Consider the following 12,144-nt stretch of genomic DNA (forward strand, 5'->3'; position numbering starts at 1 on the left):
CGGGGTTCGGTTCCGCCGCAGTCCCGTCCCCGGGACCCATGCCGGGCCCGGCCCCCGTGCCGCGCCCGGCCCCACCCCGTCCGATGCGTCAGCGCGCCGCTTGCGACGCGCCCTCCGTACCGGTCGGGTGCGCGGCCGTGGCATCGGGTCTGGGGTTCCGTCCCGCGGACTTCGGGGTGGACAGGACGTACGCCGCCCCGCCCACCACGCCCGACAGCAGGAAGCTCATGTCCACCCCGCCCGTCAGGGCCAGCAGCGGGCCCTCGTACGACGGCAGGGACACCGCCAGGACGCCCACCGTCGCGCCGGACGCCCAGGAGAGGGTCGCCGGGACGTGCCAGCCGGCGCGGTACCAGTAGACGCCGCCCCGCGCGCGGCGGTTGAAGACCTGCAGGGCGTCCGCGTCGTAGACCCCGCCGCAGCGGGCGGAGCCGATGAGGGTGATGACCGCCCACGGTGTGCCGATCGCCGTCAGGAGCAGCACGAAGGAGGTCATGGCGTCCTGCGCGGTCGAGTGGTGGTGCCCGGCGAAGACGGCGGCCGTGGCCACGACCGCGACCGTGTACGTCGCCGTCGCCCGGGACGCACGCGGCAGGATCGCGTCCAGGTCCAGGCCCATCGAGTACAGCATCAGACCCGCGTTGCCGGCCGAGCCCGCCGAGGCCGCGAGCAGCAGCGGCACCAGGTACCAGGCGGGGGCCGCCTCGACCAGGGGGCCCGCGTAGTCGAGGGCGGCCCGGGCCGCGAACGCCGTGAACGTGCCGAACAGTTGCGGCACCAGCAGGCCCAGCGTCAGGCCCAGCCAGGTCGCCTGCAGCACCCGGCGCGAGGAGTGGCGGGCCGGTGAGATGTAGCGGGTGTAGTCCCCGAGCAGGGTGATGAAGGCGACCGGTCCGGACAGACCGGCCGCGACGGCCGCGAGCAGCCACGTCGGCCAGAACCCGCCCAGCAGGTAGCCTCCGGCCTCCGGCAGCGCGCCGGTGGTGAAGTCGGGCGCGTAGGCGATCACCCCGAGCGCCAGCAGGGCGGTCATGCCGAACGCCAGCGCCCTGGACAGGGCGAGCAGCACCCGGTAGCCGTAGACCGCGCCCGCCACGGTGGCCGCCGCGAGCACCCCGTAGACGATCCCGTACGTCAGCTCGCTCCGCGGCAGCCCGGCCAGCCGGCCCAGCACGCCCACCATCACGTCCCCGCCGATCCACACGGTCAGCGCGGTGTAGCCGAGGGCGAGCAGCAGCCCGACCACCGAGCCGACCAGCCGGCCCCGGACCCCGAAGTGGGCTCCGGAGGACGTCGACAGGTTGGTGCCGGTGCGCAGTGAGACCAGGGCCAGCGGGGCGGTGAACACCACGCCCGCCACCGTGCCCGCCAGCACCGCGCTCACCGACGACCACCAGTCCAGACCGAAGGACGGCGGCAGCCAGCCGAAGACGATCACGCCCAGGCAGAGGTTGGAGCCGAGCAGGATCGAGACGAGGTCGCGTGGCCCGCTGGTGCGTTCCTCCTCGGGGATGGTGTCGACTCCGCGCTGTTCGATCGGCATGCTGGTCTCCCTCAGTTAGAGCGACGTTCAATGTGAGGTGTGCCATGCCTCGCAGTCAACCTTTCGGTGGAGGGCAATTCATGTTTAGAGTGATGCTCTAAACGGAGGGAGTGACATGCGGCTGACCCCGACCGAACGCGACCGGCTGCTGCTCTTCGGGGCCGCCGAGCTGGCCCGCGCCCGCAGGGCGAGGGGGCTGAGGCTGAACGTCCCCGAGGCGACCGCGCTCATCGCCGACACGGTGTGCGAGGCCGCCCGGGACGGCAGACGGCTCGCGGAGGCCGTCGAGGCCGCCCGGTCCGTCCTCGGGCCCGGCGACGTGCTGCCCGGCGTCGCCGACGTCGTCACCGAGGTCCACGTCGAGGCGGTCTTCGACGACGGCTCGCGGCTCGCCGTCGTCTCCGACCCCATCGGCGGCGGCTCGGGACCGGACGCGCCCGGCGCGCTGCTGCCCGGGCCGGACCACGCCGAGCCGGAGCCGGCTCTGCGGCTGACGGTCGTCAACACCGCCGCCGTGCCCGTTTCCGTCACCTCCCACTTCCACTTCTTCGAGGCCAACCCGCGCCTGGACTTCGCCCGCGAGCGGGCCTACGGCATGCGGCTCGCCGTGCCCGCCGGGTCCTCCGTGCGGTTCGGGCCGGGCGAGAGCGCCGAGGTCGGGCTGGTGCCGATCGGGGGCGACCGGATCGCGATCGGGTTCGCCGGGCTGGTCGACGGGCCGCTGGACGCCCCGGGCGCCCGCGAGGAGGCGCTGCGCCGCGCCGCCGCCTGCGGCTACCTCGGCGTACCCGGCGCGACCGGGCAGGAGGCCGAGCGATGAGCCGCCCAGGAGGCCACCCCGCCGAGGCCCGCCGCCTCACCCCGTACGAGTACGCCGCCACCCACGGCCCCCGCGCCGGCGACCGCATCCGCCTCGGCGACTCCGGGCTGACCGTCCGCGTCGAGTCGGACTCCCAGCGCCACGGCGACGAGTTCCTCGCCGGGTTCGGCAAGACCGCCCGCGACGGACTGCACCTCAAGGCCGCCGCCGTCCGGGACACCTGTGACCTCGTGATCAGCAACGTCGTGGTGATCGACGCCGCGCAGGGCGTCCGCAAGGTCTCCCTCGGCATCCGCGAGGGCCGCATCCACGCCATCGGGCGGGCCGGGAACCCCGACACCCTCGACGGCGTCGACGTCGTCGTCGGCACGGGCACCTCGATCGTCTCCGGTGAGGGGCTCATCGCCACCGCCGGAGCCGTCGACACCCATGTCCACCTGCTCTCCCCGCGCGTCATGGAGGCCTCGCTCGCCTCCGGCGTGACCACGATCATCGGGCAGGAGTTCGGACCCGTGTGGGGCGTCGGCGTCAACTCGCCCTGGGCGCTGCGGCACGCGTTCGGCGCCTTCGACGCCTGGCCGGTCAACATCGGCTTCCTCGGCCGGGGTTCCTCCTCGCACGAGGCACCCCTGGTGGAGGCCCTCGCCGAGGGCGGCGCCAGCGGCTTCAAGGTCCACGAGGACATGGGCGCCCACACGCGGGCCCTGGACACCGCCCTGCGGGTCGCCGAGGAGCACGACGTCCAAGTGGCCCTGCACAGCGACGGCCTGAACGAGTGCCTGTCCGTGGAGGACACCCTGCGCGTGCTGGAGGGCCGGACCATCCACGCCTTCCACATCGAGGGCTGCGGCGGCGGGCACGTCCCCAATGTCCTGAAGATGGCCGGCGTGCCGAACGTCATCGGCTCCTCCACCAACCCGACCCTGCCCTTCGGCCGGGACGCCGTCGCCGAGCACTACGGCATGATCGTCTCCGTCCACGACCTCAAGACCGACCTGCCCGGCGACGCCGCCATGGCCCGCGACCGCATCCGCGCCGGGACCATGGGCGCCGAGGACGTGCTGCACGACCTGGGCGCCATCGGCATCACCTCCTCGGACGCGCAGGGCATGGGCCGCGCGGGCGAGACGGTCCGCCGCACCTTCGCCATGGCCGGGAAGATGAAGGCCGAGTCCGGCGCCCCCGACGACGAGCACGACAACGAGCGCGTCCTGCGCTACATGGCCAAGCTGACCATCAACCCGGCCATCGCGCACGGCCTGGCGCACGAGGTCGGGTCGCTGGAGGTGGGCAAGCTCGCCGACATCGTGCTGTGGCGCCCGGAGTTCTTCGGCGCCAAGCCGCAGCTGGTGCTCAAGGCCGGCTTCCCGGCGTACGGCGTGACCGGCGACCCGAACGCGGCTACCGACACCTGCGAACCCCTCGTGCTCGGGCCGCAGTTCGGCGCGCACGGGGCGACCCCGGCCGAGATCTCGGTGGCGTTCGTCGCGCGGGCCGCCCTCGACCGGGGGCACGACCTGCTGCCCACCCGCCGCCGCCGGGTCGCGGTGCGCGGCACGCGCGGCATCGGCCCGGCCGACCTGCGCCTGAACTCCCGTACCGGGGCCGTGGACGTCGACCAGCGCACGGGTCTGGTCACGCTCGACGGCGAGCCACTGCGCTCGGAGCCGGCCGAGTCCGTCTCCCTCAACCGTCTCTACTTCCTCTGAGGTCAACGATGTCCGCAGCCGCCGACGGCTTCCGCATGCCCGCCGAGTGGGCCCCGCACGAGCGCACCTGGATGGCCTGGCCGTCCCCCAACCCCACCTTCGACGACCCGGGCGGACTCGCCGCCGCCCGCGCCGCCTGGGCCTCGGTCGCCCGCGCCGTGCGCCGCTTCGAGCCGGTGACGGTGGTGTGCGCGCCCGGGCAGGCCGCCGAGGCCGCCGCGCTGCTCGGACCGGGCGTCGACACCGTCGAACGGGACCTCGACGACGCCTGGATGCGCGACATCGGCCCCACCTTCCTCACCGGCCCGCGCGGTGAACTGGCCGCCGTCGACTGGATGTTCAACGGCTGGGGCGCCCAGGAGTGGGCCCGCTGGGACCACGACGCGAAGATCGGCGCGCACGTCGCGGACCTGGCGGGGGCCCGGACGTACGCCTCGGCTCTCGTCAACGAGGGCGGGGCGATCCACGTGGACGGCGAGGGCACGGTCCTGCTGACCGAGACCGTCCAGCTCGGCCCCGAACGCAACCCCGGGTGGACCCGCGAGCAGGTCGAGGCCGAGATCCACGCCCAGCTCGGCACGCGCAAGGCGATCTGGCTGCCGCGCGGCCTGACCGGCGACTACCCTCCCCCAAGCTCTCGGCTTCGCTCGGGCAGGGGGTATCCCCACCACAGCTTCGGCACCCTCGGGCACGTCGACATCGTCGCGGCGTTCGCCCGCCCGGGCGTCGTCGTGGCGCACTCCCAGCCGGACCCCGCCCACCCCGACCACGAGGTGACCCGGGAGGTCATCGGCCTGCTGAAGGCGCAGACGGACGCGCGCGGCCGGCGCCTGCAGGTCGTGGAGGTGCCCGCCCCGACCGTGCTGGAGGCGGACGGCCACTGGGCCGACTACTCGTACATCAACCACTACCTCTGCAACGGCGGCGTGGTGCTGTGCGCGTTCGACGACCCGCGCGACGAGATCGCCGCGGGCATCTTCCGCCGCCTCTTCCCCGAGCGGACCGTGACCCTGGTCGACGCCCGGACGATCTTCGCCGGCGGCGGAGGCATCCACTGCATCACGCAGCAGCAGCCGAGGACGGCCGTCAGGTAGAACGTACGGGTGAACGAAACGCTGCGCCGCGCGTCCCACGGCCCCCGCCACCCGGAACCGCCCGGACTCCCGGCGGGGGCCGGCCCCGAGCCGTGTGAACACCCCATCGCTGCACGCCCCGCACGCGGACGCTCCACCGCGGTGCGGCACGCGGCCCGCGGAACCGGGGGCCGGCCGGGCTCGGCCCCGGCGCGGACCCTCGTGGCGGGTACGCCGATCCGCCGGGCGGACCCGGCTCCCGACGCGGCCGCGGCGAGCCGGGCGAGGGCGGAATCCGGGGCGGCCGGCGTGACGTCCCGAACGACTGGTGCCGGCGGCGCGGTCCGCACAGCCGGCCGGGCGGCCCCGGGGCCGGAGCTGGCGGCCCGCAGGCCGGACGCGGGGGCGGGCCGGTGAGTTCCGCCGCCGCACCGCGTCGGCGTACCCCGGCCCCGCCGCGCGAGGACGTGCTCGCCGCCGCCATGGCGATGATCGCCGAGCGCGGTCTGGAGAAGCTCACCATGGCCGCGCTCGGACGCGAGGTCGGGATGAGCAGCGGTCACCTGCTCTACTACTTCGGCTCCAAGGACGAACTGCTGCTGCGCACCCTGGAGTGGAGCGAGGGCCGGCTCGGGGCCGCGCGGGCCCGCCTGCTGACCCGGGAGGCGCCCGCACGCGAGCGACTCGACGCCTACGTCGACCTGTACGTCCCCGACGGCCACCGCGACCCGCACTGGACCCTGTGGCTGGAAGTCTGGAACCGCTCGCAGGGCGCCGACGAGAACGCCCGCGACCGGCAGGCCGCCATCGAGGGCGCCTGGCACCGCGATCTGGTCGCCCTGCTCGCCGAGGGCGTCTCGCGCGGCGAGTTCCGCCGCGTCGACCCGGACCGCTTCGCAGCCCGCCTGCGCGCCCTGCTGGACGGCCTCTCCATCCACGTGGCGATCGGCCTGCGCGGCACCGACCGGGCCCAAGTCCTGAGCCACGTGCGCGAGTTCCTCGCCGACGGCCTCCTCGCGGACGCCTGAGCGCCCGCCCGGGTTGTACTCAATACGACGGATTGACCCGTTGACCGGCGGTGCTGTTGGCTCTGGGGAGCCCTCGGCGCGGGGCCGGGGGAGAAGCGTCCACGGGGACACAGGGGGAACCACACATGACCAGCACCAGGAGGGTCGCGTCCGGCGCGCTCGGCGTGGCTCTGGCCGTCACGCTCGGCGCCGCCGCCGCGCTGCCCGCGACCGCCGCACCCGCGGCGCCGCGGACCGAGAGGGCGAGCGTCGCCCCGGACGGCACCGGGGGCAACGGCCCCTCGGGCGGCCCGAGTCTGAGCTTCGACGGCAGCCGTCTGGCCTTCGTCTCCCGCGCCGACAACCTCGTCGCCGGCGACACCGACGGCACCGCGGACGCCTTCGTGCGCGACCTGAGGACCGGCACGACCAGGATGGTCGGCCGTTCCGTGGACGGCTCCGTGGACGACGTCGCCCTCAGCGGCGACGGCCGCCACCTGGCCTTCAGCGCCACCGATCCCGCCGACGGACGCAGCCACGTCTGGGTCGAGGACCTCAGGACCGGTGCGCTGCAGCGCATCGAGGACACCGTCGCCCCGGGCTACGACACCGGCCGGCAGCCCGCCCTCAGTGCCGACGGCCGCTACGTCGCCTTCGTCGCCCAGCGGTCCGGACTCCCGGAGGGCGAGGACCGCTGGGGCCGCGTCTACCGGGTCGACCGCACCAGCGGCGAGGCCGTCCGCATCAGCCAGGCACCGTCCGCCGGGGACCGCAAGACGGCCGCCGCGCACCCGTCCCTCAGCGCCGACGGCAAGCGCGTCGCCTACCAGTTCCTCGTCCCGCACCCCGCCTCCGGCGACTGGAGCGACGCCTGGGTCCGCGACGTGCCGAGCGGCGGGCTGATCCAGGCCGACCGGGCGCCCGACGGCCGGACCTCCGACGGGCAGACCGAGTTCCCGCAGATCAGCGCCGACGGACGGTACGCCGTCTTCACCTCCCTCGACGCGCAGCTCACGCCGGGCGACACCAACAAGGGCCACAGCGTCTTCGTCCGCGATCTGAGGACGGACGAGCTGCGCCGGATCGACGCCGCCGGCCCGGCCGCCTTCACCGCCTTCGGGCAGCTCAGCGCCGACAACCGGTACCTGGCCTTCGTCTCGGCCGACCCGGGCGACACCGACCGCACCGACCGCGCGTACGTCCGCGACCTGCGCACCGGGCGCACGGTCCTCGCCAGCGCGGACGTCCAGGGCGGCCCCAACGACCGGAGCGCGTCAGCCCCGGTCCTCGACCGGCATGGCCGCACGGTCGCCTTCGCGAGCTCCTCGCCCGACCTCGTGCCCGGCGACGCGTACGACACCTCGCACGTCTACGTCCGCCACACGAGGTGACCGACCGCATCCTGAGACAACCGTGAGCGAGGCACGGGGGTTGTGCCACACTGCCCCCGTGCTCTCGTTCGCCATGATTATTGGCAGCAGGCGCGCCGGTCCGCAGTGACCGCCACGTACGACCACGTACGGGTGGACACCGTCGTCCTCGACCCGCGCGCAGACCTCTCGCACCCGCGAGAGGTTTTTCGCATTTCTGGCCCACCCACAGCCGGAGGCGAGAGCGCGAGGGAGCATGAGGGCGGTGGAGCCGGTCATTCCGGTACGACCGAGATCCCATCCTCAGGAGCCTTGACACCATGACCGCTACCAGCGAGCTCGACGATTCGTTCCACGTCTTCGACACCACCCTGCGCGACGGCGCCCAGCGGGAGGGCATCAACCTCACCGTCGCGGACAAGCTCGCCATCGCACGGCACCTGGACGACTTCGGCGTGGGCTTCATCGAGGGCGGCTGGCCCGGCGCGAACCCCCGTGACACCGAGTTCTTCGCCCGCGCCCAGGAGGAGATCCGCTTCCGCCACGCCCAGCTGGTCGCGTTCGGCTCCACCCGCCGCGCCGGCACCAAAGCAGCCGAGGACCCGCAGGTCAGAGCACTGCTGGAGTCCGGCGCCCCGGTGATCACGCTGGTCGCCAAGTCGCACGACCGCCACGTCGAACTCGCGCTGCGCACCACCCTCGACGAGAACCTGGAGATGGTCCGGGACACGGTCTCCCATCTGAAGGAGCAGGGCCGCCGGGTCTTCGTCGACTGCGAGCACTTCTTCGACGGCTACCGCGCCAACCCGGAGTACGCCAAGGCGGTCGTGCGCACCGCCTCCGAGGCCGGCGCCGACGTCGTCGTCCTGTGCGACACCAACGGCGGCTTCCTTCCCGCGCAGATCCAGGCGGTCGTCGGGACGGTCCTGGCGGACACCGGCGCCCGGCTCGGCATCCACGCCCAGGACGACACGGGCTGCGCGGTGGCCAACACCCTCGCGGCCGTCGACGCGGGCGCGACGCACGTGCAGTGCACCGCCAACGGCTACGGCGAGCGCGTCGGCAACGCCAACCTCTTCCCGGTCGTGGCGGCCCTGGAGCTGAAGTACGGCAGGAAGGTCCTGCCCGACGGGCACCTGCGCGAGATGACCCGCATCTCCCACGCCATCGCCGAGGTCGTCAACCTCACGCCCTCCACGCACCAGCCCTACGTGGGTCTGTCCGCCTTCGCCCACAAGGCCGGACTGCACGCCTCGGCCATCAAGGTCGACCCGGACCTGTACCAGCACATCGACCCCGCCCAGGTCGGCAACACCATGCGGATGCTGGTCTCCGACATGGCCGGGCGCGCCTCCATCGAGCTCAAGGGCAAGGAGCTCGGCATCGACCTCGGCGGCGACCGCGAGCTGGTCGGCCGGGTCGTCGAGCGGGTCAAGGAACGCGAACTCAGGGGCTACACCTACGAGGCCGCCGACGCGAGCTTCGAGATCCTGCTGCGCACCGAGGTACAGGGCAGCCCCCTGCGCTACTTCGAGGTCGAGTCCTGGCGGGCCATCGTCGAGGACCGGCCCGACGGATCCCACGCCAACGAGGCGACGGTCAAGCTGTGGGCCAAGGGTGAGCGCATCGTCGCCACGGCCGAGGGCAACGGCCCGGTCAACGCCCTGGACCGGGCGCTGCGCGTGGGGCTGGAGAAGATCTACCCGCAGCTCGCCAAGCTGGAGCTGGTGGACTACAAGGTCCGCATCCTCGAAGGCAAGCACGGCACCAACTCGACGACCCGCGTGCTGATCTCCACGTCCGACGGCTCGGGCGAGTGGTCGACGGTGGGCGTCGCCGACAACGTCATCGCGGCGAGCTGGCAGGCCCTGGAGGACGCGTACACGTACGGACTGCTGCGTGCGGGAGTGGAACCGGCGCAGTAGCCGGGGCGGTACCGCGGGCCGGGTCGGTCCGGTGAAGGGCCGGGCCCGGCCCTGGCCCGGCCCGGGCGGGCGTCACATCGCCGTGTCGCGGGAGCGGGGCCCAGGCAGGTCGCCGCTCCTGTCCCTGCCGGGCGCGCGGTCGAGACGGTACAGGCCCGGGGCGTGGGGGCGCTGGCCGGCGGCATGGGACGTGGAGCGGGTCAGCTCCTCGACGCCGTCGGCCAGGTAGCCGACCCATGCCGTGCCCTCGTCCTCCACGATCCGCTGGGCCTCCGTCCGCAGCCGCTCGATCACCGCGAGCAGCGCGGCCTGCTCCTTGTCGCTGGGGGAGTCGGTGGTGCGCAGGTACGCCTGCGCCCAGTCGGACTGCGCCTTCTTCAGGAGCTGCTGCAACGCCAGCTCCGTGCGGATGTAGCGGGTCCAGGAGGCGGAGAAGCCGAAGATCCGGTCGAAGAGGACGCAGCCCGCCCCGCAGGCCAGGAACACGAAGCCCCACTCGGGCCGCACGGCCGTGGGCGCCGCGGCGTGCACCAGCGGTGTGATCGTGCCGACGATGCCCAGCAGCGCGGCGAGCGCCCGCAGCGACCGCGACCACATCGCCGGTCCCCGGCGCCGGGCCAGATACCAGCCGATCGCCGAGGTCACCTCCGCCTCGGCGTGCCGGAACAGTTCCCACAGCAGGTCGGCGCGCGTCCGCGACCGGTCCAGCTCGGCGAGTGCGGACACCGTCATGTCCGCGGCTCTGCGTCTTCCGAACATGCCCCTCTTCCCGCCCCTTCGGCCGCGACCGCTCGGCCGGAGCGGCCGGACCGGCCCACGGCAGTGACCCAGGAGGCATCGTAGGCGCAGCCGCGTCCTGAAATCCCTGCCCTCACGGATATCCGTTTCTGTACCGATTCAGGTAGCTTCGAACATATGAAGGCCGCACTGGTGCGCACCGTCGTACGCCTGCTGATCGTGCCGGTCACCGCCGTACTGGCGGTGCTGCTGGCCGGTGCGCCGGGAGCGCACGCGGCCACCGACCTGACGAGGGTCGCCCAGGAACTGCGTGAGAACCCGGTGTACGTCGATCCGGCCGCCCGGGACCAGCTGGCGGAGTCGGACGCGGAGGCACTCGCCGACAGGATCAGGGACGCCGACAAGCCCGTCTTCGTGGCGGTCCTCCCGGCCGGCTACCCCACGCAGGACCTCTTCCGGAACCTGCGCACCGAGACCGGCGTGACCGGCCTGTACGGCATCCGTCTCGGCGACGGGTTCGACGCCCGCGCCGACAGCGCGGTGATGAGCCGCCAGGCGGTGTCCAACCTGGTCACGGCCGTGCGGGGCGCGGGCGACGCCAAGGCCCAGCTGAACGACTTCGTCGACGACGCCCTGCGCAACGTGGGTGGCTCGGCGCCGAGCAGCTGGAGCGACGGCTCGGGCGGTGACGTGCCGGTCGGCGGGCTGATCACGGTCGGCGCCCTGGTCGCGGCCGGCGGCGCGGGTACGTACGCCCTGGTCCGGCGCAACCGGCGCCGCCACGAGGAGGAGCAGCGGGCCGCGCTGGAGAAGCTGCGGGTGGTCGTCGACGAGGACATCACCGCGTTCGGCGAGGAACTCGACCGCCTCGACTTCCACCCCGGCGAGCCCGGCGCCGACGAAGCGATGCGCGGCGACTACGAACACGCGCTGGACGCCTACGAGCAGGCGAAGTCCCTGATGGCCGCGGCGGTGCGGCCGGAGGACGTCAAGGCCGTCACCGAGGCCGTGGAGGACGGCCGGTTCTCCCTGGCGCGCCTCGCGGCCCGCCGCGAGGGCAGGCCGCTGCCGGATCGCCGCCCGCCCTGCTTCTTCGACCCGCGGCACGGCCCGTCGGTCACCGACGCGACCTGGACACCGACGGGCGGCGCCGCCCGCGAGGTCCCGGTCTGCGCGGCCGACCGGACGCGGCTGGCCGAGGGCCGCGACCCGGTGATCCGCGAGGTCGACACCGACTACGGCCGCCGCCCGTACTGGGAGGCCGGCCCGGCCTACGGCCCCTGGGCCGGCGGCTACTTCGGCGGCGGCCTGCTGCCCGGCCTCCTGGTCGGCACCATGCTCGGCAGCATGATGGCCGGCCCCGCCTACGGGGCCGACTACGGCTCCGGCTACGGCGACTTCGGCGGCTACGAGGGCGGCGACGTCTCGGGCGCGGACTTCAGCGGCGGCGACTTCGGCGGCGACTTCGGAGGTGGCGGCGACTTCGGAGGAGGCGGCGGCGACTTCGGAGGCGGGGGAGGAGACTTCGGCGGCGGCTTCTGACAGCGCCGCGGGTGAAGCCGCCCGAGCTCCGGCGCAAAGCCGCCCCCGGGCTCTGCTCTGACTGTCCTGGTCTTCTGGCTGGACCGCCCGGGCCCTGGCGCCCACCGCTTCAGCCCCGGCCGCCCGCGTGCCTGCCCGGGCTGTGCCGGGTCCGGACCCGGCACAGCCCGGCCCGCGGCTCCGGCTGCCCGCACCCCCACCCCGACCGCGCCCCGGTCGGTGTCACCGTCTCGGCCACCGCGCCCATCGCCGCCGCCCGCAAGGGCTCAGCGTCGTACTGCGGCCCCCTTCCGCTCGCGCCGCACCCACCCCGCCACGCCACCCGCCAGCACGATCAGCGCCGCGCTGACCCACACCGGCGATCGGTAGCCGAGGCCGGCGCCGATCGCCGCTCCGCCCGCCCAGGGGCCCAGTGCC

At 74.0% G+C, this 12,144-nt stretch carries 9 protein-coding genes; 7 read left to right on the plus strand and 2 right to left on the minus strand.

Annotation, left to right across the window (positions count from 1 at the left end; translation table 11 throughout):
* Positions 1-88: 88 nt before the first annotated feature.
* Complete coding sequence (locus tag RIN80_RS23340) at positions 89-1,543, minus strand: cytosine permease (protein WP_309097607.1); 1,455 nt, start codon at positions 1,541-1,543, stop codon at positions 89-91.
* Positions 1,544-1,658: 115 nt separating this feature from the next.
* Here RIN80_RS23340 and ureA point away from each other — a divergent pair, with 115 nt between their 5' ends.
* The 6 genes from ureA to cimA all read left to right on the plus strand — a co-directional run bounded on the left by ureA (position 1,659) and on the right by cimA (position 9,447).
* On the plus strand, positions 1,659-2,363 hold the full coding sequence (gene ureA, locus RIN80_RS23345) for an urease subunit gamma (protein WP_309097608.1): 705 nt from the start codon (positions 1,659-1,661) through the stop codon (positions 2,361-2,363).
* Positions 2,360-4,072: an urease subunit alpha gene (locus tag RIN80_RS23350; protein WP_309097609.1), complete on the plus strand. Its 1,713-nt coding sequence runs from the start codon at positions 2,360-2,362 to the stop codon at positions 4,070-4,072. Before ureA ends, RIN80_RS23350 begins: the two co-directional genes overlap by 4 nt.
* A gap of 8 nt (positions 4,073-4,080) precedes the next feature.
* Entirely contained in the window at positions 4,081-5,166 is a 1,086-nt protein-coding gene (locus RIN80_RS23355) for an agmatine deiminase family protein (protein WP_309097610.1), read from the plus strand.
* A gap of 461 nt (positions 5,167-5,627) precedes the next feature.
* Positions 5,628-6,173: a TetR/AcrR family transcriptional regulator gene (locus RIN80_RS23360; RefSeq protein WP_309097615.1), complete on the plus strand. Its 546-nt coding sequence runs from the start codon at positions 5,628-5,630 to the stop codon at positions 6,171-6,173.
* Between the two features lie 125 nt (positions 6,174-6,298).
* Positions 6,299-7,543 (plus strand): hypothetical protein, encoded by a 1,245-nt coding sequence (locus tag RIN80_RS23365; RefSeq protein ID WP_309097611.1) that lies wholly within the window; start codon positions 6,299-6,301, stop codon positions 7,541-7,543.
* 299 nt (positions 7,544-7,842) lie between these two features.
* Positions 7,843-9,447 carry a citramalate synthase gene (cimA, locus tag RIN80_RS23370; RefSeq protein WP_309097612.1) on the plus strand — a complete coding sequence of 535 codons (1,605 nt, stop codon included), beginning with the start codon at positions 7,843-7,845 and terminating at the stop codon, positions 9,445-9,447.
* Positions 9,448-9,519: 72 nt separating this feature from the next.
* Here cimA and RIN80_RS23375 read toward each other — a convergent pair whose 3' ends face one another.
* Entirely contained in the window at positions 9,520-10,179 is a 660-nt protein-coding gene (locus RIN80_RS23375) for an SLATT domain-containing protein (RefSeq protein WP_309097613.1), read from the minus strand.
* Between the two features lie 183 nt (positions 10,180-10,362).
* On the opposite strand from RIN80_RS23375, the gene RIN80_RS23380 reads away from it, so the two are divergent.
* Positions 10,363-11,727 (plus strand): hypothetical protein, encoded by a 1,365-nt coding sequence (locus RIN80_RS23380; RefSeq protein WP_309097614.1) that lies wholly within the window; start codon positions 10,363-10,365, stop codon positions 11,725-11,727.
* The last annotated feature ends 417 nt before the right edge of the window (positions 11,728-12,144 follow it).

The organism is Streptomyces sp., from assembly GCF_031181705.1.
Taxonomy (GTDB): Bacteria; Actinomycetota; Actinomycetes; order Streptomycetales; family Streptomycetaceae; genus Streptomyces.

Bases quoted from the DNA above. Each gene is read 5' to 3' on its own strand.
- RIN80_RS23380 (WP_309097614.1), top strand. From the start codon at position 10,363: ATGAAGGCCGCACTGGTGCGCACCGTCGTACGCCTGCTGATCGTGCCG.
- cimA (WP_309097612.1), top strand. From the start codon at position 7,843: ATGACCGCTACCAGCGAGCTCGACGATTCGTTCCACGTCTTCGACACC.
- RIN80_RS23350 (WP_309097609.1), top strand. From the start codon at position 2,360: ATGAGCCGCCCAGGAGGCCACCCCGCCGAGGCCCGCCGCCTCACCCCG.
- RIN80_RS23355 (WP_309097610.1), top strand. From the start codon at position 4,081: ATGTCCGCAGCCGCCGACGGCTTCCGCATGCCCGCCGAGTGGGCCCCG.
- RIN80_RS23360 (WP_309097615.1), top strand. From the start codon at position 5,628: ATGGCGATGATCGCCGAGCGCGGTCTGGAGAAGCTCACCATGGCCGCG.
- ureA (WP_309097608.1), top strand. From the start codon at position 1,659: ATGCGGCTGACCCCGACCGAACGCGACCGGCTGCTGCTCTTCGGGGCC.
- RIN80_RS23365 (WP_309097611.1), top strand. From the start codon at position 6,299: ATGACCAGCACCAGGAGGGTCGCGTCCGGCGCGCTCGGCGTGGCTCTG.
- RIN80_RS23375 (WP_309097613.1), bottom strand. From the start codon at position 10,179: ATGACGGTGTCCGCACTCGCCGAGCTGGACCGGTCGCGGACGCGCGCC.
- RIN80_RS23340 (WP_309097607.1), bottom strand. From the start codon at position 1,543: ATGCCGATCGAACAGCGCGGAGTCGACACCATCCCCGAGGAGGAACGC.